This is a genomic window from Bacillus marasmi (genome assembly GCF_902168435.1).
In the GTDB taxonomy this organism is placed as follows: domain Bacteria; phylum Bacillota; class Bacilli; order Bacillales; family Cytobacillaceae; genus Bacillus_BU; species Bacillus_BU marasmi.
Genome location: NZ_LR656170.1, coordinates 207,821 through 232,881, shown reverse-complemented (window position 1 = coordinate 232,881; position 25,061 = coordinate 207,821). Strand labels below are relative to the sequence as shown.

Here is a 25,061-nt window from a genome sequence, read left to right as displayed (position 1 = left end):
GTGTCTAGTAGAAAATTCCACTAATATAAAATATTTATAAATTTGGCAACTTTATCATTTAAATTCTTGTTGATTTTAATAGTATTTGAAAATAATTCATTGGACTCTATAGTATCCCCATTTTTTTCTAAACAAATGATTTTTAATGCAACAGCGTTTAGGTAAAGCTTATGCTCAGTATTAACTTGGCTAGTGAGTTCAATCGCAGTTTCATAGTCCTCCATTAAGAAATACGCAAGTGAAGAATAGTAGAAAACCTCATTGCTTATGTGGAAATTCCGTCCGTTAAATTCTTCCTTTAGGTTGCTCTTGCTGAATTTATCATTCCAATACAATAGTTGTTTATAATCACTTAAAGCAGACTCTGTTAGTTCAGTAGAAAGATTTTGTTTGTTATTTTTTTTGTATTTTAGAGCAGATTTGATTTTCCACTTTATACTGTCCTCATAAAGCTTTGTATTAAAATGATCAATCTTTAAAGCCTGATTATAGTATTTAAGTGCGTTTTTATTGTCACCGAGTTTAGCTGATAATTGAGCTGATTTTTGTAGGACGGTTGGATTATTCGATTCCACAGAAATCATTTTATTAATAAGTTTCACAATGTTATTTTGAGTTGTTTTATTTAGTATCGTTTCGCTTAAATAAAGATTGCTTAATTGAATATATTGATTGATATTATCTGGGTCCTTATTAATGGTCTTTAAGAAGGCAGCTTCATTTTCAAAAAAAGTGCTACCTGCTGCTTTGGCTGCAGGAGTTTGTCTTGCGTTTTGATAAGTGTATGATTTTACCATTGTGGTGGCAGAGACTAAAACTACGATAACCGTTACTAGCTTTAATGCGTTTATTTTTAATCTATTTTTTTCGAGGGATTTAATATCGATACGGGCTTGTTCAACAGAAATTCCCATTGCTAATAACCAAAATAAAATTAACATTACTGTTCCAAATGAAAAGTTGAAATCAAGAATACTGTGTGAAGCGGCTGCTATGAAAGATGTAATAACAGCTATATGTATGGTCGAACCTTGCTCGGTTTGTTTAGATTTGTATACAAGATAAATCAGATAGGAGAGAACACCTAAGAATGTTACAAAACCAAGCCAACCGCTGTCGATGAGCCATTCCAAATATCCATTATGGATTTTATTTGATTGATAAGGAATTTGCTGATATTCCTTATAAAGCGCTGCCCAGCCTCCTCCTCCGAAACCGATAATTGGTGAATCTTTACTCATCTCTAACGCATCTTCATATAGGTAAATTCGTTCCTGTGCTGTTGCTGCATTAAGGTTAATCCCGGAAATCCGCTCTTGTAACTTTTCTGGAATACTACGGAAAAGTATCCCCTCATTCGTGAGATCAAGAAAGGCTAAGAACAGCGAAATCATAATCATTACGGGTAAAATCAAACTTGAGAATTTCCAATCAAGGAAGCCCCGAATTTTACCAGTCTCAAATTTTGAAGAGTTTGTTGTAATTAGTTTTTCAAGAAGGAAGATTAATCCCATTAATAAGAATGTCATCACAACTAGTATCGTTAAACCTGGATAACTACTATTGGAAAGCTTATCAGCTTCGATTGCTTGATATACAATCAATGAACTTCCAAAGGTTATGAAAGTAATAAATAAATATTTTAATTGATTAAGTGCAGGGAGCATTAAAAGCCCTACAAGCCAAACAAATGGAAGCATTAGCATCATCCCGCGGGAAAATGACATAATAAAGCAAACTGTATAACAAACTAGAGATGCAGAGTACAAAAGAGTATCTCGCGTACCTTGGTTCTTAGATGATAATTGAATGATGGCAAACATTAAAAACAGTGCCATAATCATTCCGAATGTATTAGGATATTGAAAAACACCTGCGAAGCGGTCATTTAATATTGCTGCTCGATAATCAAGCACACCGTAAAAATTTAACATCATGAATACAGATAATGCCATACCATTTAGTTGGAATAGAAGAGGCATTAATTTTTTGATTGCAGGTATGAGAGATACCCACAACAGCAAATAGAAAAATTCAGCATAAAATATCCATTTAATCAATGTATCCCATGCACCTTTTGGGCTTGCTGCAAAAGGGAGTGAAATGAGCAAAGCTAAGGGTAGTAAAAACACAACCAATCCTTTAGTTTGATCGTTATCTTTTTTGATAAAAGGTAGTAATGCTACTAGGATAAACAGAATCGAAAGGATAATTCCTGTCGAATATAGATTATAAGAAAAATAAAGACCCTTTTGATAAGGTGTTATGAAAAAGATAATCGATAATACGATAAAAATTGCCCACTGCATTGAACAATCTCTCCTGTTCTTTCAATCTAGCTAATTCATGAAGAATATGAGTAGATAGATCATTATTTTGATATTTCGGTGAAGACCTTTTTGAAAAGGAGTGCTGGATAGCCACCGCCATCTACACTAATTTTTCTCTTTGGATTGACTTCATCCGGACCCATCCAAACTGCTGATACAAACTCCTTGTTATATCCAACAAACCAGCCATCATAAGAAGTCGTTCCTGTTTTTCCGGCAATAGTCTGTCCCTCGATGTACGCTTTGCTTCCTGTTCCAGTCTTTACCGTCTCTTGAAGAAGCTTATCCATAGTTTTTGCGGTTTTACTTGTAATAATAGACTTTTTATTTGGCTTTGCTTTATATACAGCTTTCCCAGATGTAGTCTTAATTGTCCGGATGGTTGAAGCTACAAACATCGTTCCTTCATTGGGGAAAATGGTATAGGCTTGAGCGATTTCAAGTGGATTAGACCCCTTACTTGAATAGCCTAACGCTAATTGATAGCCATCCATTTCGTCGATTTCAAATAAATCGAATTTCTTTAAATAATCTAGTCCATTTTTAAGTCCAATTTTATATAAAAGCCACACGGTTGGTACGTTATAGGAATGGACTAAAGCTTCCTCTAATGAAGTTTGCTGTCTAAATGTATGGTCGTAGTTTCTCGGTTTAAAGTCGCCTATTTTTAATGGCACATCCATTAATTGATCGGTAGGAGCCCAGCCCTGTTCTAGTGCGGGAGCATAAACGATTAATGGCTTAAAGGTTGATGCAGGCTGACGTTTGATGTCACTTGCTCTATTTAAAGAATTATGCTGATAATTCCTTCCGCCCATTAAAGCAACAGTAGCCCCGGTATTTCGATCAAGAATGACCATGCCGCTTTCAACATGAAAGCCTTCTTGCTCGGGGAAATTATGCTTTTGAGCAAATTGTGAGTGAATTTCCCTTTGAATGGTTTTATTAAGGTTCGTTTCAATAATATATCCACTCCGGATTAAGGCTTCTTCTGAAATATTTAAAATTGATGTCGCCTCCGTAATGGTTTGCTGAAGATAGGATTGCGCGTAGGATTGCTCATGATAAAGTGAATGAAGCAGTTTATCAATTTGTTCATCAGAATATTGTAAACCATCAAGCTGACTGATAAATTTTTTAAATTGCTCAGCTGTCGATCCTGCCTTATTTTCGTGTATTCCTTTTGACAAAAGGAATAGCTGCTCTAATTCGGAAGTTTGCTTAAGTTCCTTATTAAAGTAATAGATTGCACCAGAATCTATTCCGATGTTTCCGTTACCCAAATATAGTTGGTCAAGAGCAATATTAACTAAATCCCTATCATCATAGAATGAAGTCAATAACAGCTTACATATTGAACGTCGAAATGGATTGGAGCTAAAGCTTTGATCTGAAAGAGAAGCGGTGTCTATTTCTTTAGCTAAATATGAGTATATTTTCGGTGAAAGCGTTTCGTGCTGGTTCTTTGCATTTCTTTTATTAATTTGTTTGTTGTTGCTATCTAAAAATAACGTTTGGGTGGGGTTATCAAGTTTATTTTTCACAGCGAAAATCTCTGTGGCTAAAAAAATTAAAAGACCGCTAGTTAGCAGTATGAGTGCATTGGATATAATGCGATTCTTAATACGGTACCATTTTTGCATCTTATCAACCTTTCTGAAAAAATTCCAACAGGACTATTGTACTATGAAATGATGGAAGGAAATAGGAGTTTTTTGCAATGGGAAAGGAGGGTGCATACAAATAATGTTATTCTGATAAAATAAAAAATGTTTGCGAGTAGCATTTCACTAAGTGGTTGGTTGAATATTTTCTCAGGTTATGGAATAATTTTGGTTGTATGTATCGTGAGGAAATATATTCAAATGAAGTTGTTCTAGATTATAAAATACATAAACTTTTGAAAAAGGAGAATCAACATTGAAAAAAGTAAGAAAAGCCATTATTCCTGCTGCAGGTCTTGGTACTCGTTTTTTACCAGCTACAAAAGCGATGCCAAAAGAAATGTTACCAATTGTCGACAAACCGACTATTCAATACATAGTTGAAGAAGCAATTGAATCTGGAATTGAAGATATTATTATTGTTACTGGTAAAGGAAAGCGGGCAATTGAGGATCATTTTGACCACGCTTTTGAACTTGAACAAAACTTACTGGATAAAGGGAAATTAGAATTATTAGAAGCTGTCCAAGAGACATCGAAAATGGTTGACATCCATTACATCAGACAAAAAGAACCTAGAGGTCTTGGTCATGCGGTATGGTGTGCACGTAACTTTATCGGTAACGAGCCTTTTGCTGTGTTACTAGGTGATGATATAGTCCAAGCGGAAACTCCTTGCTTAAAGCAATTAATGAATGAGTATAATCGAACTCATTCATCCGTTATTGGTGTAAAAAGAGTCCCAGATGATGAGACAAATCGTTATGGAATCATTGATCCAATTGAGCAGATTGGCCGTTCCTTCCAGGTCCGTAACTTTGTAGAAAAACCTGCACTGGGAACTGCACCTTCCAATTTAGCGATTATCGGAAGATATGTATTCTCACCTGAAATCTTCATGTTTTTAGATAAGCAGGAGGTTGGAGCAGGCGGGGAAATCCAGCTTACCGATGCCATCGAGAACTTAAACCAAATTCAACGCGTATTTGCCTATGAATTTGAAGGGAAACGGTACGATGTTGGAGAGAAATTGGGCTTTATTGAAACCACTATCGAATTTGCTTTAGAGAAGAAAGAACTAAGAGATGACTTGTTGAAATTCATGGAAGAAAAATTAAGAGAAAATCAATAATTTAGTTCCATTAAGCTTGTTAACAGATTGAAATGTAAAAGAAAAAAGGAGTGCAATCATTTTTGTGATTGCACTCCTTTTATATGGTGAACCTAAAAAATGTTAATTTTACCCGAAGTTTTTGGGTCTTTCGTTTGTAACCTTGAAATGATAAAGAATTGCTTCGACAATTCGTTTAGATGCTTTCCCATCACCATATGGATTTGATGCTTTCGCCATTTTATCATGTGCAGTCTTATCGTTCAGTAATTCATCTGCAAGCTCAAAGATTGTTTCCTCGTCAGTTCCTGCTAACTTTAAAGTACCAGCTGCAACGCCTTCTGGTCGCTCCGTAGTGTCTCTTAATACCAACACCGGTACCCCTAATGAAGGTGCTTCCTCTTGAACTCCGCCACTATCCGTTAATATCAAATAAGCTCTAGAAGCGAAATTATGGAAGTCAATAACGTCAAGCGGTTCAATTAAATGGATTCGATCATTTTCTCCTAGGATTCGATTGGCGATTTCACGAACTACTGGGTTCATATGTACAGGATAAACTACCTGAATGTCATCATGTTTTTCTGTTAATCTTCTAATAGCTGTAAACATATTCTCCATTGGTTTACCGGTATTTTCGCGACGGTGTGCGGTCATTAGGACTAAGCGATCGCTACCAACCTTTTCTAATACAGGATGGGAGTATTGTGGTTTGACAGTCGTTTGTAATGCATCAATCGCTGTATTTCCTGTTACGAAAATGGTATCTTCCAGTTTGTTTTCGGATAGAAGATTGTTTTTTGATTGGCTAGTTGGCGAAAAATGTAAATCAGCTAACACACCTGTTAGTTGTCGATTCATTTCCTCTGGATATGGAGAATATTTGTTTCTTGTACGTAAGCCAGCTTCAACGTGTCCAATCATGGTGGAATTATAAAACGCTGCTAAACTTGCAACGAATGTGGTAGAAGTATCACCGTGTACAAGGACTATATCTGGTTTCACCTCTTGAATAACCTGGTTTAGCCCTTCTAAACAGCGGGTTGTCACATCGACTAACGTTTGTCGATCCTTCATAATGTTTAAATCATAATTTGGAACAATTTCAAAGATATTTAATACTTGATCCAACATTTGTCGATGCTGAGCAGTGACAGTTACGATTGATTCAATGTGGTCAGTGTGTTTCTCTAACTCTTTAACAAGTGGTGCCATTTTAATTGCTTCCGGTCTTGTACCAAAAACGGTCATAACCTTTATTTTGTTATTATTCATCATAAACCTCCAAAACGTAGGAATCTTCATTCTTCTGTACGATATTAAATATAAATAAGATTATTGTCACCTTTGATAATATCAGATAAACAACTAGAACTAAAATGATATTCGAATGAAAACCATTTCTATGTTAAAATAAAGTTTTGTAGGATAATATCATTTTTCACAAGCAACACATTGCAGTTGATTGTCGTTTTTATGAGAAATATGAAATAATCCATATTTATCTGTTTTTACGGGTGATAAACAGTGCTTTTAAAAGGTGAATACTTAATGTATAATCATCCTTTGAAGTTCTAAGATAGTATATTGATATTATTTATTAGAGGTACTAAAAAGTAGTCCATAGGGAAATGATGTAAATATTATCAATATTTTTTTCTGATAAGACTTTTTTATTATGTTCAGGAGGATTTAATTTGAAAAAAATAACGATACTTATTCCTGCGTATAATGAGCAGGATGTACTATATCAACTATATAATCGCTTAAGCACAGTAATAAATCAACTTCCTCGCTATCGTTTTGAATTGCTTTTTGTAAATGATGGTAGTAAGGATGAAACCCTAAATATTATTAAATCTCTGAGAAAACAAGACAACAGAGTGTCATATGTTGATCTTTCGCGAAACTTTGGGAAAGAAATTGCGATGATTGCTGGACTGGATTATGCGTTGGGAGATGCCGTAATTATTTTAGATGCAGATCTCCAAGATCCCCCAGAATTAATTCCTGAAATGATAAGTTATTGGGAAGATGGGTATGACGATATCTATGCAAAGAGAAAGAGTAGAGCTGGTGAGAGTTGGTTAAAAAAGTGGACATCTCGTGCATTCTATCGTGTCTTGCAAAAGATAACAAGGGTCCCAATTCAAGAGGATACAGGTGATTTTAGGCTTTTAGACAGTCGGTGTGTTGAAGCATTAAAGCAATTACGTGAAACACAACGATATACTAAAGGGATGTTTAGTTGGATTGGCTATAATAAAAAGGAAATTTTATTTGATAGAGATCCTCGAGCAGCTGGAGAAACGAAATGGAACTATATTAAATTAGTGGATTTAGCTATTGAAGGAATTACTTCATTTACAACCAATCCGTTGAGATTGTCATCAATCTTCGGTTTTACGGTATCAATTTTTGCTTTTATGTATATGATTTGGGTTATTCTTAAAACAATCATCATGGGTGAACCAGTTGCGGGTTATCCATCGTTAATGACTATCATTCTTTTCCTAGGCGGTATTCAATTAATCTCACTTGGAATTATTGGGGAGTATTTAGGAAGAGTCTTTAATGAAACGAAGGGAAGACCATTATATTTTGTAGATGAATATAATGATGAAAAAGCTTTAAACAAAAAGCAAGCAACTGAATATTATTATTCTGCAAATCGAAACTAAGTAAATTATATGGAGTTTTAGACGTATGTCATTATCATTAGCAAAGAAAAATGATGTAATTAGCTATGTGTTTTTTGGGGTTCTAACAACACTGATAAACATTATTAGTTATGCAATATTAGTAAGATTTAATCTCGACTACAAAGTTGCAACAACGATTGCTTGGATTATTTCTGTGATTTTTGCATTTATCACTAACAAGCTTTATGTTTTTAGAAGCAAACAAATGAATTTCATTATTGTAATGAAAGAGATGATGACCTTTACGTTTTTTAGGTTATTGTCATATTTTCTTGATATTGTAACGATGATTATTGCAATAGAATATTTCAAATTAGACGACTTGTTTTCAAAAATCTTTGCCAATATTCTAGTGATCGTTTTTAATTATTTTGCAAGTAAATATTTTGTCTTTAAAAAAGGGTCTCATAACAATTGATATTAATTATGGATACAATTTGGCGTCCATATTTAATTTGAGAACAAGAAGGGTGAACTGAGTGGTTAATGAAGGAACCAAGTTTCAAATATTTTCACATAGATTCTTACAAGGATTAACGATCCTTTTCTTTATTATTACATTTTATAATGTATTTACATTTGTGAGAAATAATTATGGATTTAATGGAACCATTATGTATGATTTGGCTTTAATTAGCCTTTTTTTATTACTAGTTCCACTTATCGTAAATCATGTATTAAAGAACAAGACTTTGTTTATTGTCTTTTTGGTGCTAATTGCCTTTGTCACTAGACTTGTCTGGGTTTTAAATGTAAATACCCCGATAATATCTGATTTTTCGGTTATGTATCAGGGGGCGATTGATGCCTCGAAGGGGAATTTTCAATTCACAGATACTCCTTATTTTATTACATGGGTATATCAATTAGGATTTACAATGTATCAAGCCGTTATCATTAAATTATTTGGTGAGGGGCCTTTTATACTTAAGCTGCTAAATATTATCTATTCAGTCGGAACAACCGTATTAGTTTATAAAATTTCTGCGAAAATTTTTAATGAGACCACTGGTAGAATTGCTGGGATTATTTATGCTGCCTTTATTCCAAGCATTGTGATGTCTTCCGTGTTAACTAATCAGCATCTTGCCACATTCCTCTTTTATTTAGGGTTTTATCTTTTGATTTTAAATGAGGAATCAAAAAGGCCATTATGGATTTATTCAGCTGTTCTAATAGCGCTTGGAGATATTATTCGTCCGTTGGGAAGCCTTATTTTATTGGCAATAGGAATTTACCTCTTCTTGACACAATTTTTGGGTGCAGATAAGCAAAGGAAACTTAATACGATAAAAAAAGTTGCCGGAATTCTAGTAACATACTTCCTGATACATTTCTTTATTAGTCAGTTGTTTATAGCAATGGATATAACAAAATATCCATTGTCTAATCGTGATCCGCAATGGAAATTTGTGCTAGGTTTTAACCATGAATCAGGTGGTTGGTATAGCAATGAGGATGCAGAATTCGTTGGTCAATATCCTGTAGGTGATGAAAGAGAGAAAGCTGAAACAGAATTAATAAATGAAAGAATTGCTGATAAACAAAAATTACTTAAGCTGTTTTGGGCCAAGTTAGGCTCGATGTGGTCTGGATTTGATGGAGCGTTAGAGTGGAGTTTGGGGCATGCCGAAAGAATTCCAATCATTAATAATCTGTTCAAATTAGAAAGACTTATGTATTTAGTGATGATTTTCTTCGGGATAATATCACTCGTAAAAATAATGATTAATAAGTTCTCTAGGAAGGAGCTTGCGCTAGTTTTCTTATTAATTTTAGGCTATGTTGCAGTCCACCTATTGATTGAAATACAAACAAGGTACAGATATTTCATTATGCCGTGTTTTATCATACTCCAAAGTTATGGGATATTTATATTATTTGAACTAATTAAAGGAAGTCTAAAAAAGGTTATAAAGAAAGCTTAAATATCGAAAAGGGAAGCATGGTCCAAACTATGCTTCCCTTTTTTATATTGTGTTGTTCACATTAATTCAAAGGCGTTAGAGCTATGCGATCTTGGTTGTGAATCACTTTGTATGTACCCTTCGGTATTGTAGTAATTTCCGTAAAAAGGTGCGGAAAATATTTATTAAAGTCTTTGTCTGAATCTATTACAACCAAAAAATCTGATGCTTTAATGGAAGCTAAAAGTTGATCACGATCTTGTTCGTTAGGAATACCCGTGAAATAAGCGAAATTAAATGAAAGTTGCTCGTAAATTAACGTATTGTAAAGATATCCCTGATCGCCCGTACTCCTTGGACTATAGTATATTACCTTTGGGTTGGAAATACCGGTACTTTTAATCTTTTCAAATTCCTGTTTAACCTGGAGTCTAATTGAATTGCTAATGTCAGGCCTTCTAATCAGTGTTTCAGCGTTTTCGTAGAATGGGAAAAGGAAGATGAAAATAAGCAGTAGGGAACTTATCAATTTTTGATAATGAAATGTTTGTAGATGTACCATTCTAGACCATTCCAGTGAGATAGAAAACATAAGTAATCCAGAAATGAAGATTACAACTGTCGATTGGTAGCGTTCGAACCCAGCTAAGAAATTTGCTTCAACTTCAGGCATTAAGAACAGGTACATAAAATATAAAAGCAAAATATAACATATATAAATGAAAATCGAATACATAGTAGATGCTAATAAAAGTCTCGGTATTTTTCTGTTTTTTATGAAAATGTATATGATAAATATTATTAAGAGTGCGGTCAATAATAGCACACTCTTAAAATTGTTATTATGGCTTAAATCGGTTGATGCACGAATAACCATGGGAGCTAAATTGGAAATAAACTCCTCAGATTTGTTTATTTCGGTAATTTTATTTGTGCTTAATGCAAATTTATTGTTCTCAACACCAACTGCCGGATAGGCATTTTCCACATACTTCGTCCATAAAAAATTAATAAATAATGGAGCTATAAGTAACCATAATAGTCCCATACTTAGTTTTTTTATGTTTAAGAAGAAACTTTTCTCCTGTGTCGTAACTTGGAAAATCATAATCCCTAAAATAAGTATAAGATCAAAAATGAGAAATATTTTCCCACTATCCTTTATTAACACTAACAATATTAGTAAGGATACGTTCACTAATAAGTTCTTCTTCCAGTTATTACGATAATAATAAGCTACAACAAAAACAGATAGGGAAACTAATGCTAATAACGTGTCCACTAATAAATCATAAATATTATTTTTGATAATCAACAATAATATAATACTTACTACAAAACTTATCATTGTATAGGCGTATTTTTTCCATGTGCAAAATGTAAATAAAACAGATAAATTTGCGGCAATTAAATAACTTTGTGCCATTAAGGTGTGGCTCTCGCTATACCCAATAATTTTACAAACAAAGTATATGAAGACTGCACTGCCAGGAGGATAATTTCTGAATGATACAATCGTTGAATCATTGGGTAATGCGTCAATTCTAAACATTTCTTTTACAACTAATCCCCAATGGCTAAAATTATCATAATGAAGCAAGGAGACACCTTTTAGTAGTAATGTGCTGTATATGGAAAATAAAATAAATATTACAATTGAAGGTAATGCCAATGCTCTTAACTGAATGACCCCTTTGAAAAGTAAGTAGGTATATACAACAAATAAAAGCAAGCCAAAATAGAAAATAAATACGACCATTTCAGGCATGAAATGTAATAATCCTGCACCGAAAACAGTGCAGGTTATCATTGAAAAGAGAAATAAGGGGATAAACGCTGGATATATCTTTAGTTTATGGTGAATAAACATTCCCCATCCGGTAAAGGACAAAAAGAGTAATCCAAAGTTAAGATAATCAGTCACTTTGTACCACCTGACTAGACGGAATGGTTTTATTGTTGAATACCCATTCTCTTTGGATATAAAAACTCAATAAAAATAATACAGCATCAACTGCAATCTTTATTAATACTTCGTTACGACCGATGAGTGAGTAGAAAATGAACACTCCATAGGCAGATGCTGACATCTGCGTAATGCTAAGCGTGTAATATTTAATAATTGCACTTTGGGAGTTAGAGTTAAACACAATATTCCTATTTACTAAATAATTAAATAGAGATGATAGTATCCTAGCTCCAATGGTTGCACCAATAATATAATATGCTGGTAATATCCCTTTTAATAACATTAACAGTACTGAAAATAGTAAAATATCTATCCCGAAGGAAAGTAGTGATGAAAACAAGTATTTTAAAAATAACGAGTATATTTTGATTGAGTCTATAATCGGGTTGAAATGTGATGATTTGTTAGCTTCAATGTAAATTGTCTCAATTTCCACTTGTTCTATCGTAATATTTTTCGATTTACACTCAAGCAGCATATTCATTTCGTATTCGAATCTTTCTCCATTAAGATTCATTAATATCTTCATAAAGTGGTTAGGTATTCCTCTTAAACCAGTTTGAGTATCAGCTATCTTTATTCCTGATGCTAGGCTGTAAACCTTAATGGTAATCAAATTTCCAAAACGGCTTCTAAAAGGAATGTCTTTTAAAGAAAAATTTCTAACTCCTAAAACCAAACTGTTTTCACAATCTAATAATTTGTGTGCCACTTTACTAATATCCTTAACAGAATGCTGACCATCGGCATCAACTGTTACTACTCCAACTGAATCAGCAAAATAGTTTAATACATAATTAAACGCAGTTTTCAAAGCTCTGCCCTTTCCAAGGTTAACAGCGTGATTCAAAATAGTGCATTCTTTTAAATGATGTAATTGATCAAAAACGGCTTTACTATTCGATTTACTGCCGTCATTTACAATAAGAATTTGATTAAAGTTAGCAGTTATTAATTCATTCACAAGGTTAACTAACTTATTATCTGGATTAAAGGCAGGTATTACTACTATTATGCTCTTTGCCATAAAGCCCTCCACAGTTCATATCTATACTCATAGAATGTATCATTTCCGTCCATGTGCCTAGATATACCTGCGTTACTGCTATAAAAGAGCGTCAGAACAATCTTAATTTTTTAAAGTATGATAAATCGTGTTTACAATATCAAAATCCACATTTTCATCGAATTTCCTTGCAAACAGTTTATTTGAATTCATAAGCTCGTGATAATCTTCTTTCGTGAATGTGTAGGGACCTCCACGTTTCCAATCAATATGTCTTAAATTATTTTCATATTCATCCTCGTATATATCTTTATATAGATGATCCTTGAATTCTGAGTTAATAATTAGAGTTTGTAAAAAAACTTCATCAGCAAAAACAGCATGTCGATACTGTTTTAAAATCTCATGCTTTTTCTCAAGAATATATTGAGCCAAATTGGAGGTGATGCTAAACCAGTTTGCTCCTTTAGCAAAATTTCTATTTGAGGCAAGATTAACATTTAACAGCTTCTGAGATTTTACTAATAGGTTATTCATTTTTCTTTTTATACGCGAAGGGATATCCGTATTTCTACCTACCTCATTAAAAACATGATAATACTTGATCCTGCTCTGATCCCAATCTTCAATAAATCCTACAAACTCTTTGCCTTGGTGTTTATCAAAGAATTCATGAATATATTCTTGAGATTTCAATGGTAAATCTGCACCCGATAAAAGATGATAATAGCTATAATTTTTAGCACAAGCCATTTCTAATAGGGATAATTCACATATGATTTGACTTAACCCTCCCCAATTGATTTCAATTCTAGGTGCAAAATATATATTAGATTTCTTTGGTAGTGTACTGAAGTAGTCCTTATCAAAATCTTTTGTCTTTTTATCTACGTGAATATAGATATCATTTTTTTCATAATCAATAAGTTTGATTAGCTTCTCAAGAACTTTGAAGTTATTATGAGCCATTATTAAATAGGCGTATTTTTGCATATAAGTGTAATTCCTCCGTATGTATATATTTATGTTAAACAGCAGCTTACCAAGCATTGAGAGTTTAGAAATGCGGTTGATTCGTTATATAGATATAATTTTATGATATAATAATTCAATAGTTATATTATGAAAGGGAATTAGTAATGTCAAATTCAAAAAATAGCTTAAAGAATATTTTTCATATGTTGCAAAAATGGCCATTTACTTTTTTGATCATTTTCTTAATGGGATTATGTCTAGGACTTATCAGTATGTATTTTGGTGCAGCTCATTACATAATGCCGATGTTTCTCTCTTACTTTAAAATCCAATATCTTCCGTTTTTGAATATATTCCCAGTTATTTCCTTGATATTTTTATTATATTTCATTTTTAATCGAGTATGGGTCAGTTTTTTACTAACATCCATCATAACTTTAGGTTTTACATGGATTAATTATTTTAAGCTGATGATTAGGAATGATCCATTACTTGTAGCTGATTTGAGGTTGTTCTCTGAAGCCCAAGATATGATGGGTAAATATGAGATTAACTCTGATTGGAAAATAAATTCAGTAATAGTGGCTTGTGTATTGGGGACGATAATTGGAAAGTATTTATTTAAGGGAAAAATAAAAAAATTAAAATCAAGATTAATTGGTATTATTATCGTTCTTCTGATATGTGCCATTTCTTATAAATATGTGTACTCTAACAGTAAAGTTTATTCTGAAACAGAAAATTTAGGCATAATCAATCAATGGTCATCGACACAAGTGTATATTTCAAAAGGTTTTGTGTATCCATTTATTTATAGTATTCAAACCTCATTTGAAAAAAAGCCAGAAGGATATAATGAAAAGGAAACTAAAAAGAGGTTATCCGCATACGACTATTCGGATATAGCTATGGATAAAAAAGTTAATGTTATCTCGATTATGCTAGAAGCTTACAATGATTTTACAAAATTTGATCAAGTTGAGATAAATGAGACTGTTTATGAATATTTTCATCAATTACAGTCAGAATCTGTTTCTGGTGAATTGATAACGAATATATTTGCTGGTGGTACAGTGGATACTGAACGATCTTTTCTGACTGGCTTTGCAAGAACTGATACTAGTTATAGAAGCAATGTAAACTCTTACGTTCGTTATTTTAAGGAGCAGGGTTATACAGTGGAAGGAAGTCATCCTTGCTATGATTGGTTTTATAACAGAAAAAATGTGAATGAATTTCTAGGATTTGAAAACTATTATTTCTTTGAGAATTATTATTCTGAGCTTGCAAATGGAGAAATTGCAAATGATAACATAGTATTTCCACAAATAATTAAGCTCTTTGAAAAAAATAAGAAAACCGGTAAGCCATACTTTAGTTTTAATGTTACGTATCAAAATCATGGTCCATATCCTCATGGTGGAACGTATGAGGAGAAATTTGTGCTAAATGAAGGTTTAACTACAGAAGAATTTAATATTTTTAATAATTATTTAGCTGGTATACGTAGTACTAATGAGGAATTAAAAAAATTAGTTGACCATTTCAGAAATGAGGAAGAGCCAGTTGTGATCATTTTGTTCGGTGATCATAATCCATGGTTAGCTGATAATAATACCATTTATGAGAAATTAGGTATTGATCTCGACACAAGCAATGAAGAAGGATTTTATAATTATTATAATACTCCATATCTAATTTGGGGTAATGACAGTGCAAATCAAGTACTCAATAACGATCTTAATGACAAAGGGCCCACAATTGGTCCACATTTTCTCATGAATGTATTCTTCGATTATGCAGGCTATGAAGGAAATGAGTTTATGAAGCAAGCGAATGAAGTTCGTTCAGTAGTCGACGCTATTCATAGTAGTGGTCGCTATGTTCAATCAAAAGAATTGACTGAGAAATTACCATCAGATAGTCAAAAAAAGGTTAATGAATTTTTGCATAGCCAATACTATTGGAAAAACCATTTTAAAAAATAAGTAAAAAACACAACTCATTGATGAGTTGTGTTTTTTACTTATTTTCCCACCTTAAATGCCTATTGGCTTACAGCATGTTGGAAAAAACTTTAATGTTGAGATAACAGTTATTCTATGTTGAAATAATAAAGTAAGATGTTGCGAATTATAGCAAACAAATGGTCGAAAAAGGTAAAACTCAACATATTAATATGTTAATATATTAAATGGGATACATTGGTATCTTTATAGTTTTCATTAATAAGATTGGGGTTGATTCTTAAATTGAAACACAAAAATTTAATACGAGGTGCGGGAATCGGCTTAACGGCAGCGGCTCTAATCAGTTGGACAATCCATTCTAATGCTAGTGAAATAGCAACCTTCAAGCCAGCACCAGGGCAACCTGTTCACTATTATTGGGGTGGGGGCTCACCAGCAAACTTCCCTCTAAATAATTTTAGAGCTGAATTTGATCAATCACGTTCGTTTGAGCAAGGTGATTACTTCCTGCAAACCTTAGCGGATGACGGTGTAAGGGTCAAGGTCGATGGAAGGTATTTGATTGATCGATGGACTGATTCCGGTGGGGATATTAATCGTGCATTGTGGCTAAATGTTAATGCCGGATTACACAATGTGAAGACCGAGTATTATGAGAATAGTGGAGAAGCAGCGGTTTTCTCTGATATAGTGCCTTTTGATTCTTGGGTTGCTTATTATTATCCTAATAAGAATCTTGCAGGTTTACCGAATGCTGCAAAAGTTATACCTTCTGAGGGAGCACTTAAAAAGCTTTATGAGAACCATAATCTAGGGGGACCAACAAGCGGCTTTAAGGTAGACGATTTTTCTGCAAGATACGTAACGGCGAAAAGACTCAGCGCAGGAGACTATATTTTAAGGACTAAAGCTGATGATGGTGTAAGAGTCTACGTTGATGGGAAGTTAGTAATTGATCGTTGGACGGACGGCGATGGTCGTGAGGATGCCATTAAACTTTCTATTGATGACCGGACTGTTTCGAATCAAGAAGAGAAGGATGTCCATTGGATCGAGGTACAGTACTACGAATCTAAGGGAGCTAGCAAAATCGAGTTTTTCATGGAACCTTTTAAGCAAGAAATTGAGGATTCATGGGTTGGAGAAATCTATCCAAATATGAATCTACAAGGAACTCCATATATTATTGGTGGAAGAAACTCGGCTTCTAAGATAGATAGACTTGATCTAAATTGGGGCAATTCATCTCCGAATGCAAAAGTACCTGTCGACCGTTTCTCAGCGCGTTTTACGAAAAAGGAGTATTTCCAAGAAGAAGGAATGTACCTATTTGAAGCACGTGCCGATGATGGCATTAGAGTATGGGTTGATGGCGAAAAAGTAATCGATTCTTGGCAAGATAGTGGAATGAACAATTTGAGATCCGGAAGGGTTACACTTTCAAAAGGTGAACACACTATCAAGGTGGAATATTTTGAGAATGGTGGTCACGCACAGCTTAATGTAAACTATCGTAGCTATGCAAAGCTTCCAACCCAAAAAGGTGGAGAAGTTCATTATAATTGGGGATCCGGAAGTCCTGGGAACGGGATTGGCAATGACTTTTTCACTGCAGTTTTCGACCAAACTAAGAGCTTTAGTAGCGGTGATTACTTCATCCAAACTTTAGCAGATGATGGGGTTAAGGTAGAAGCTAATGGTAATTGGTTAATTAATCGCTGGACTGATTCCGGTGGAGATATAAACCGTGCGTTATGGTTAGGAGTCAATGAAGGCGAACAAACCGTAAAAACTCATTACTATGAAAATAGTGGTGATGCAGCCGTATTTTCTGATATTGTTCCGTTGGACTCGTGGGTAGCGTATTATTATCCTAATCCAAATCTTGGTGGACTTCCTACAAAGGCCAAAGTGATTTCTCCGCATGGCAGTTTAAAAAAGCTCTATGAAAATTTTGATGTAGCTGGTCCTGAAAGTAATTTTAAGACTGATGATTTTTCAGCAAAATATACAACGGCTAAACGCTTGCCTGCTGGTGATTATATTTTCAGAGCGAAAGCTGATGATGGTGTAAGAGTTTACGTTGATGGAAAACTCGTCATCGATAGATGGACACCGGGTGATGGCAAAGAAGATGCAGCTAAGGTATCTATTGAAAACCGTAACGTATCAAACGCGGCTGAAAAAGATGTGCATTGGATTGAAGTTCAATACTATGAGGCGAAGGGAGCTGCAAAGGTAGAATTTTTCGTTGAGCCTTTTAAAGAAGCCATTGACAATTCATGGGTTGGAGAAATCTATCCAAATATGGAACTTCAAGGAACGCCTTATGTAATTGGAGGTAAAAACTCTAGTAATAAAGTAGAAAATATCGACTTTAACTGGGGTAATTCCTCACCATTAGCTAAGGTTCCAGGTGATCGCTTTTCTGCACGTTATACTAAGAAGGTTTATTTAGAAGATGGAACTTATCAATTTGAAACAAGAGCCGATGATGGTGTACGTGTATATGTGGATGATGAAAAGGTTATTGATGTTTGGAAGGATAGCGATGGTAGGCAACTAAAGACAGGTAAAATCTATCTGTCCCAAGGTGAGCATACGATTAAAGTAGAGTACTTCGAAAATAGTGGAGCAGCACATTTGTTGTTTAATTATGCTAGTTTCTACAAACTTCCAACTCAAAAAGGTGAGGCTGTGCACTTTAACTGGGGAAATAATAGTCCAAAAGTGGGTGCGCCAGCAGATTACTTCACAGCTGTTTTCGATCAGTCTAAGTCATTTGAAAAGGGTGACTATTTCTTCCAAACATTAGCTGATGATGGGATTAAAGTTGAAGCTGATGGTAAGTGGCTAATTGATCGCTGGTCAGACTCAGGTGGAGAAATAAATCGTGCACTGTGGCTGGATGTTAGTGAAGGTGAGCATAGAGTTAAGACGCATTATTATGAAGGCACTGGTAGTGCAGCGGTATTCTCAGATGTTGTACCATTTGATACATGGTTAGCTTACTATTATCCAAATCAAAATTTAGCGGGATTACCAACTGCAGCAAAAGTAGTTTCTCCTAATAGTCAAAATAAGCTAGCTGAAAACCATGGTACTAATGGTCCTGTTAGCGGATATCAGGCGGATAACTTCTCAGCCAAATATACAACAGCTAAAAGAATGTCAGCAGGGGATTATATTATAAGAACAAAAGCTGATGATGGTATTCGCGTCTTAATTGACGGTCAAGTAGTCATTGATCGTTGGACATTAGGCGCTGGCAATGAGGATGCCGTGAAAGTTGAGATTAAGGATAACCAAACATCTAATTCAAAGGAAAAAGAGGTCCATTGGATCGAAGTACAGTACTTTGAAGGAGCTGGAAGCAGTCAGTTAGAGTTCAATATTGAACCTTATGAATCTGCTAGTGAAGGTACTTGGCTTGGAGAATTATATTCTAATACAACTTTTCAAGGGAATCCTAAAATCATTGGTGGAAAAAACTCCTCAAGCATGATTGACAGCATCAATATGGATTGGGGAACTAAAGCACCAACGATCAATTTCCCTCAAGACAACTTCGCTATGCGCTTTACTAAAAAAGAGCAGTTTGAAGCAGGCACCTATGAATTTACTATGTTAGCTGATGACGGCGTGAGAGTATGGGTGGATAATCAGTTAATTGCAGATTATTGGGTAAATGACAATGTGTTTAAGCCTAAAAAAGCGGCAGTGTATCTGGAGAAAGGTAGCCACAAAATTGTGGTTGAATACAGAGAAGATACTGGTGGAGCTTTATTAAAAGTTGATTACAATATGATAAGCAACAAAAAGCTCTTCTATAACTACGGTGAAACTGTTCGTTATGATTGGGGAACAGGAAGCCCTAATAGTTCTTTACCTGCCGATGGATTTGAAGGATACTTTGATCAGTCTCGTTATTTAGCGGGAGGAGATTATTTTATCCAAACATTAGCTGATGATGGTGTTCAAGTATTAGTGAATGATCAACTTAAAATTAATCGATGGTCTGATTCTAATTCGAATGGCATAGTGGACCAAGCGTTAATGCTGAATGTTCAACCGGGTGACCATAAAATTATTACTAAGTATTATGAAAATGTCGGAAATGCATTTTTATACTCCGATATTTTACCGTTTGATAGTTGGGCAGCCTATTATTATCCGAATAATGCGTTGAGTGGAAAGCCTGGATTTGTTAAGGCAATAGCTCCAACTGGGAACAGTAAAATGTTAGTCGATAATAATGGAGAAGGTAGCCCGTCAGAAAAAATTCCAGTGGATCAGTTCTCTGCTAAATATCGTACAGCAAAGCGACTACCTGCTGGTGAATATGTACTGCGGACGCGAGTAGATGATGGCATTCGAGTATTAGTAGACGGTCAGTTAGTATACGATAAATGGACAAGTAGCTCGTTTAATGAGGAAACAAGTATTCCATTTACTGTAAGTGATAGAAATGTAACAAACCCAAGTGAAAAAGATGTGCATTGGATTGAAGTTCAGTATCTTGAAATGAGTGGATCGAGTAATTTGGAAATGTTTATTCAACCTTTAAGTGACGTAACAAGTACTGATCAATGGGTTGGATACTTGTATCCGAAACAAGATTTAACTGGGAACGCTATCCTGCTTGGAGGGAAAGGTTCAGTCAATCCGTTAACATCACTAAACTTTAATTGGGGAACAGGTAAGCCACATAGCTCCATACCTGCTGATAATTTCTCGGCAAAGTTTATTAAAAAGGCTTATTTTAATACTGGAATTTACCAAATTAAAACTTGGTCTGACGATGGTATAAGAGTATATGTTGATGGAAATAGAATTATTGATTCTTGGGTTGATAGTTCAACAGATTACAAGGATAGTATTATCAATTTAGAGGCAGGTTTCCATGAGATTAAAGTAGAATACTATGATAATCTTCAAGGTGCAGAGCTAAAAGTTGATATTGTTGACCTTACTTCGCAGAATGCTAAATTTATTAGTGCTGTGAAATTACCAGTATACCGCAGTTTGGATGAGTTAAAGGATTATACTAAACACTTAACCTACTATAATCCAAGCTATACTAGATTCTTCGAGCTTAAATATGGTGATATTGTTTATGTAATCGAAGAATCATCGTATGCGGCACGAATACAGACTACGGATGGACGAGTTGGTTGGGTTCATAAAGATTATTTAGAAACCAATCTTACTGAAGACTACTGGCTATTAAAAGAGGCACGCACATTAAGAAGTGATTCAAATTCTAGTGCTCAAGCTATAGGAACTGTACCTGCAAAAGCAAAATTAAAAATAATCTCTTATATTCAAACTCCTGGTAACACTTATTCTGAGTGGTATTATGTTCAAACAGAATCTGGACAACGAGGCTGGATATGGGGAGCAATAAGCACTGATGGAAATTCTGGCTATAACTTAATCAAATACGAATTTCATAAAACAGGTCAGTTTACTAATCAGGTTTCAATTTTTACGCCACTTAATTCAAAAGCAACCGTAACCGCTGAGCAAATTAATAGTTTCATTAATTATAAGACTCAAGGAAGAACGACCTTAATGTCAGGTATGGGATATGCGTATTTGACAGCTCAAGAGCAAAGTGGCTTGAATGCTGTTTACCTATTAGCTCATTCAGGTTTAGAAACAGGTTGGGGAACATCTGCCATCTCTAAAACAAAATATAATTTCTATGGAATCGGTGCGATAGATTCTAAGCCTGCTGAGGGTGCATATGATTATACGACACCTGAAGGCGGAATCATTGCCGGTGCTAGCTGGATTAGTAGTAATTATGTCATTAGAGCTTGGGATACAGATGATAAACTTCCGTATTATCAACCAACCGTGGATAACATGCGTTTTGATAATAGCTGGCATCAATATGCTTCTGATGAAGCATGGGCTGGAAAAATCGGCTATTTCATGCAGGAGTTCTATAATTTTATCAATCGCTAATAAAAAAGGTCCCAATTTTGGGACCTTTTTGTTCTATTAAAAATGCAATATTAGGTTTTTTATTGCTCAATTTAGTTTGTTATATGATAGTAGGACGCATCCAATCAGTATAAGTGTAACCCCTAAAAGCTTTCTGGACGTAATCCTTTCATTAAGCCATATTTTAGAAATAATCATTGTCCAAATATAGGTCACTGATGTAAGTGGAAAAACGATTGAATAAGGGAGTTTCTTCAATAAAATAATATTCACTACCGCTCCTGAAATATAAAAAAACCCACCAATCGCAAGAAACATTAATAATGAGCTAATTTTTTTGCTGTTCTCCAAAGGTGAACTGGCTTTTTTAAAAAAGAAACCACCAAAGGAACCGAAAATAGTCATTGAAATTAACAATAATATATTAATTGGTTTCACCACCAATCAAGATAACCCCGCTCATAATAAAAATTATCCCCATAATCGAGCTAATACTGATGACTTCATTCAGAAAAAATGAACCTAATAGGGTGCTGAATACATAACCTATACTTAATAGTGGATGTAATATAGACAGTTTCCCAAAACGAAATGCTACTATCATTAAGACTGCACCAAAAAAGTATAGGAAGAAGCCGAATATTAATTCTATATTTAAATTAGCCTCGGATAATTTCCAAAATAATTGACCAAATGAAGTACATACAGCAGCAGATATCATTAAGATGATTCCAAGATAAGTTTTATTTTGAGTATTCGTATTTTGTTCCATAGCTTCACTCCTCCTTAATATTGGGTTTTATTAGCGCCATTAAAGGGAAAATAAAGCTAATCAATACATTGGCAAATAAGTAGCGGAAATCCTGAGCAGGTAAGGCTGCTGTAACTGAGAGCATATTTAGTAAAAATGGCAAGAGGACAACGCCAGCTTTCCAGCCGTTTTTCATAAAAAATGCAATGGCAAATACAAAAATGATAAAAGCGTAAGAAGCAGGACGCCATACAAAATTAAGGATTGGATTTGCTCTCGAGAACTCTAAATAACTAGTAAGTTTTTCAGACAGAAACGAACTTAATGGTTTCCTTTCCAGTCCTACGTCATTTTCACTCATATCGGTAAAAAAGGTTAATGAAAAACCTTCTGGTGTCCGAATTTGCCAAACTAACGAAGTTTGGTTAAAGAATGCCTCAAGTGCTAGTTTCGGGTTTTGAAGCACAGTGTTTCCCCACATCTTAAAATATAAAGGATAATCTTCGATGATCACATCACGATCATATTCACCATGAAATTTAATATAGTCAACAGTATGTGGATAATAATTCTCCTTCCATAAATGGATTGGCATGATTGAATTAAAGTATTCGAGCTGTTGTTCCGTAAGTTTTCCATCATTTTTAATGACGTTCCCGATTTGTTGGGTCGGAATAGCTAATGCTTCATTTGGATCAGATGACTCGATATTAAAATAAGTAAAGATTGGGCCCGTCAAGATTTGATGGAAAATGACCAAGCAAAGAAATAAGGGTAATGCTCGCTTAAATACGTATTTCCAATAAAATAAAAACAAGATAAGCATCGTTAGTAGATAGACTGGAAACCCATTATGGCGGAAAAATATTACTCCAAAGGATGATAATATAAAAAGGGCTATATTCCCCTTACTGATAAGCCAGCTACCTTTAGATCTTACGATTAAGAAAAGGTGTACTGTAAAAAACAATAAACATCCACTGTAAAGTACATCCTTCCAAATGACAATCGTGTAGTTTCCGAAGGGTGGGGAAAATGCTAGTAAAATACACGTAAACACCAATAAATACTTATTTAATCCTAATTTTTGTAATTGACTAAAGGAATAAGCATAAATAAGGGCTAAAATAACAATCTGAAATATTGTCACCATTGCTGGAGAGTCCCAGACATAAGTAAGTCCTAAGATGAGCCATGTGAACATGATAGGGTGCCAATCATTGAATTCCTTCGTATGGACCTGATTCCACGACCACATTGAATCATAAGACATAGCTGCTGGATAAAAAGCAGCCCAATAAAAAATTCCTGCAAGAAAGATCATCATAAAATATACGGCAAAGTTCTTGAGGCTCGCATTTTGTACATTAGAATTAGCGATATTGCTTAAAGCAAACATCGTAACAAATATGATAAGAAAAGAAATGAATAAAAAGCTACCACAGTAAGTCAGCATAACGATAACGAAGGAATTATCGCTTAAATAATCTTGATTCCCGCTTGAGCTAATCAAAAAAAATATAGCTAACAAAGAAGAAAAAAAGATTAATAATCCCCGTTGCTTATACGGAAGCTCACGCAAATCGTGAAAATACAAACGATAAAAGATGACATAAAGGGCAAGAACGATGCAAAAGCCAGTTAACACAATAAAAATTGGAACGCTTTTGATTGGAAAATAGAAGAAAAATATCCCAAATGTTGAAATTAGAGCAGTTAGGCATAAGGTTAAGTATGCTATTTTCCCTTCCATTTTTCCCCTCCGAGATTAGATGATAAACGATTAAGTTCTAGTTCATATTGTTTTTTATTTTGCGATGAAATGGTATCCAAAATTAATCCACAAGCAAAAGATAGTACAGCAAGAATGATTAATCCTACTGCAAGTATGGCCGATGGGACCTTTGTAATATAGTCTGTTTTAAAGAATTCATATATGACTGGAATTCCGACTGCAAGTCCTAGCATAAAAAACACCACGGCCCAAATACTAAAGAACTGGAACGGCTTAAATTCCTTAAATAATGTGAAGATCATATTTAGTACTCTAAAACCGTCAGAAAAAGTATTAAGCTTTGATTCGCTTCCTTCAGGTCGGTCACGGTAATCAATTGGCACTTCTTTTATTTTGAATCTTTTATCAAGCGCATGGAGACTCATTTCTGTTTCGATTTCAAAGCCTGGACTCATCACAGGCATTGATTTAACAAACAATCGATCAAACGCACGATAGCCAGTCATAATATCTTTTATCTGACTTTTATACAGAAGATTAATTAAACCCTTGACTAAGTTATTTCCAGTATTGTGGAACAATCGTTTATTTTCGTTAAAGTATGTTCCATTAGAAAGCCGATCCCCAATCACCATATTGGCTTCTTGAGTGATAACCGGCTTCATTAAATCATGAACAAACTCTGCTGGGTACGTATCATCACCATCGACCATCACATAAATATCTGCGTCAATATCTCTAAACATAGAGCGAACAACGTTCCCTTTTCCTTGCATGATTTCCTTTTTGACAATCGCTCCATGAAGCTTTGCAACCTCATAGGTTTTGTCAGAGGAATTATTATCATAAATATATATTTTTGAATGAGGGAGTTCTTTTCTAAAATCATCAATTACTTTTCCAATCGTTTGTTCTTCGTTATAACAAGGAATTAATATTGCTATTTCCATGATGCACCTCTCAACTATTCCTTAGAGAAAAACTTTATA

Annotated in this window: 16 protein-coding genes; 6 read left to right on the top strand and 10 right to left on the bottom strand. The window is 34.4% G+C overall.

The genetic code is table 11. The annotated features are described in order from the left end of the window. Positions 1-20: 20 nt before the first annotated feature. Both FXW34_RS11600 and FXW34_RS11595 read right to left on the bottom strand, forming a co-directional pair. A complete protein-coding gene (locus tag FXW34_RS11600; protein ID WP_147534149.1) occupies positions 21-2,309 on the bottom strand; it encodes an O-antigen ligase family protein in 2,289 nt (762 codons plus the stop codon). Between the two features lie 62 nt (positions 2,310-2,371). After that, positions 2,372-3,973: a transglycosylase domain-containing protein gene (locus FXW34_RS11595; RefSeq protein WP_147534148.1), complete on the bottom strand. Its 1,602-nt coding sequence runs from the start codon at positions 3,971-3,973 to the stop codon at positions 2,372-2,374. 277 nt (positions 3,974-4,250) lie between these two features. On the opposite strand from FXW34_RS11595, the gene galU reads away from it, so the two are divergent. Next, positions 4,251-5,126: a UTP--glucose-1-phosphate uridylyltransferase GalU gene (gene galU / locus FXW34_RS11590; protein WP_147534147.1), complete on the top strand. Its 876-nt coding sequence runs from the start codon at positions 4,251-4,253 to the stop codon at positions 5,124-5,126. Positions 5,127-5,234: 108 nt separating this feature from the next. On the opposite strand, the gene wecB is transcribed toward galU, so the two are convergent. Further along, a complete protein-coding gene (gene wecB / locus FXW34_RS11585; RefSeq protein WP_147534146.1) occupies positions 5,235-6,380 on the bottom strand; it encodes a non-hydrolyzing UDP-N-acetylglucosamine 2-epimerase in 1,146 nt (381 codons plus the stop codon). Positions 6,381-6,802: 422 nt separating this feature from the next. Here wecB and FXW34_RS11580 point away from each other — a divergent pair, with 422 nt between their 5' ends. The 3 genes from FXW34_RS11580 (at position 6,803) to FXW34_RS11570 (ending at position 9,735) form a co-directional block, all read left to right on the top strand. After that, positions 6,803-7,786, top strand: coding sequence for a glycosyltransferase family 2 protein (locus FXW34_RS11580; RefSeq protein ID WP_147534145.1), 984 nt, complete (start codon positions 6,803-6,805; stop codon positions 7,784-7,786). Positions 7,787-7,811: 25 nt separating this feature from the next. Continuing rightward, positions 7,812-8,225, top strand: a complete 414-nt coding sequence (locus tag FXW34_RS11575; RefSeq protein WP_147534144.1) for a GtrA family protein — start codon at positions 7,812-7,814, stop codon at positions 8,223-8,225. 61 nt (positions 8,226-8,286) lie between these two features. Then, the gene (locus tag FXW34_RS11570; protein ID WP_246141000.1) at positions 8,287-9,735 is read left to right on the top strand and encodes a glycosyltransferase family 39 protein; all 1,449 of its coding nucleotides are present in this window, start codon (positions 8,287-8,289) and stop codon (positions 9,733-9,735) included. A 61-nt stretch (positions 9,736-9,796) separates the two neighbouring features. On the opposite strand, the gene FXW34_RS11565 is transcribed toward FXW34_RS11570, so the two are convergent. The 3 genes from FXW34_RS11565 to FXW34_RS11555 form a co-directional block, all read right to left on the bottom strand. Continuing rightward, a complete protein-coding gene (locus FXW34_RS11565; RefSeq protein ID WP_147534143.1) occupies positions 9,797-11,638 on the bottom strand; it encodes a hypothetical protein in 1,842 nt (613 codons plus the stop codon). After that, the gene (locus tag FXW34_RS11560; protein WP_147534142.1) at positions 11,631-12,710 is read right to left on the bottom strand and encodes a glycosyltransferase; all 1,080 of its coding nucleotides are present in this window, start codon (positions 12,708-12,710) and stop codon (positions 11,631-11,633) included. Before FXW34_RS11560 ends, FXW34_RS11565 begins: the two co-directional genes overlap by 8 nt. Positions 12,711-12,812: 102 nt before the next feature. Continuing rightward, the gene (locus FXW34_RS11555) at positions 12,813-13,682 is read right to left on the bottom strand and encodes a beta-1,6-N-acetylglucosaminyltransferase (RefSeq protein ID WP_187118922.1); all 870 of its coding nucleotides are present in this window, start codon (positions 13,680-13,682) and stop codon (positions 12,813-12,815) included. Between the two features lie 146 nt (positions 13,683-13,828). On the opposite strand from FXW34_RS11555, the gene FXW34_RS11550 reads away from it, so the two are divergent. Then, complete coding sequence (locus FXW34_RS11550) at positions 13,829-15,652, top strand: LTA synthase family protein (protein ID WP_147534140.1); 1,824 nt, start codon at positions 13,829-13,831, stop codon at positions 15,650-15,652. 264 nt (positions 15,653-15,916) lie between these two features. Continuing rightward, the gene (locus tag FXW34_RS11545; protein ID WP_147534139.1) at positions 15,917-21,607 is read left to right on the top strand and encodes a PA14 domain-containing protein; all 5,691 of its coding nucleotides are present in this window, start codon (positions 15,917-15,919) and stop codon (positions 21,605-21,607) included. 66 nt (positions 21,608-21,673) lie between these two features. Here FXW34_RS11545 and FXW34_RS11540 read toward each other — a convergent pair whose 3' ends face one another. Genes FXW34_RS11540 through FXW34_RS11525 form a run of 4 tightly spaced genes read right to left on the bottom strand, consistent with a single transcriptional unit; the run spans position 21,674 to position 25,022 of the window. Next, a complete protein-coding gene (locus FXW34_RS11540; protein ID WP_147534194.1) occupies positions 21,674-21,991 on the bottom strand; it encodes an EamA family transporter in 318 nt (105 codons plus the stop codon). A gap of 19 nt (positions 21,992-22,010) precedes the next feature. Further along, on the bottom strand, positions 22,011-22,358 hold the full coding sequence (locus FXW34_RS11535) for an EamA/RhaT family transporter (protein ID WP_147534138.1): 348 nt from the start codon (positions 22,356-22,358) through the stop codon (positions 22,011-22,013). A 4-nt stretch (positions 22,359-22,362) separates the two neighbouring features. Beyond that, positions 22,363-24,090, bottom strand: a complete 1,728-nt coding sequence (locus tag FXW34_RS11530) for a DUF6020 family protein (protein WP_147534137.1) — start codon at positions 24,088-24,090, stop codon at positions 22,363-22,365. Further along, entirely contained in the window at positions 24,075-25,022 is a 948-nt protein-coding gene (locus FXW34_RS11525; protein ID WP_147534136.1) for a glycosyltransferase family 2 protein, read from the bottom strand. The genes FXW34_RS11530 and FXW34_RS11525 overlap by 16 nt, the downstream gene beginning before the upstream one ends. Between the last annotated feature and the right edge of the window lie 39 nt (positions 25,023-25,061).

Excerpts from the sequence above, each read along its gene's own strand:
- FXW34_RS11600 (WP_147534149.1), bottom strand. The coding sequence starts at position 2,309 with ATGCAGTGGGCAATTTTTATCGTATTATCGATTATCTTTTTCATAACA.
- FXW34_RS11595 (WP_147534148.1), bottom strand. The coding sequence starts at position 3,973 with ATGCAAAAATGGTACCGTATTAAGAATCGCATTATATCCAATGCACTC.
- wecB (WP_147534146.1), bottom strand. The coding sequence starts at position 6,380 with ATGAATAATAACAAAATAAAGGTTATGACCGTTTTTGGTACAAGACCG.
- FXW34_RS11575 (WP_147534144.1), top strand. The coding sequence starts at position 7,812 with ATGTCATTATCATTAGCAAAGAAAAATGATGTAATTAGCTATGTGTTT.
- FXW34_RS11560 (WP_147534142.1), bottom strand. The coding sequence starts at position 12,710 with ATGGCAAAGAGCATAATAGTAGTAATACCTGCCTTTAATCCAGATAAT.
- FXW34_RS11555 (WP_187118922.1), bottom strand. The coding sequence starts at position 13,682 with ATGCAAAAATACGCCTATTTAATAATGGCTCATAATAACTTCAAAGTT.
- FXW34_RS11550 (WP_147534140.1), top strand. The coding sequence starts at position 13,829 with ATGTCAAATTCAAAAAATAGCTTAAAGAATATTTTTCATATGTTGCAA.
- FXW34_RS11540 (WP_147534194.1), bottom strand. The coding sequence starts at position 21,991 with ATGACTATTTTCGGTTCCTTTGGTGGTTTCTTTTTTAAAAAAGCCAGT.
- FXW34_RS11535 (WP_147534138.1), bottom strand. The coding sequence starts at position 22,358 with ATGGAACAAAATACGAATACTCAAAATAAAACTTATCTTGGAATCATC.
- FXW34_RS11530 (WP_147534137.1), bottom strand. The coding sequence starts at position 24,090 with ATGGAAGGGAAAATAGCATACTTAACCTTATGCCTAACTGCTCTAATT.
- FXW34_RS11525 (WP_147534136.1), bottom strand. The coding sequence starts at position 25,022 with ATGGAAATAGCAATATTAATTCCTTGTTATAACGAAGAACAAACGATT.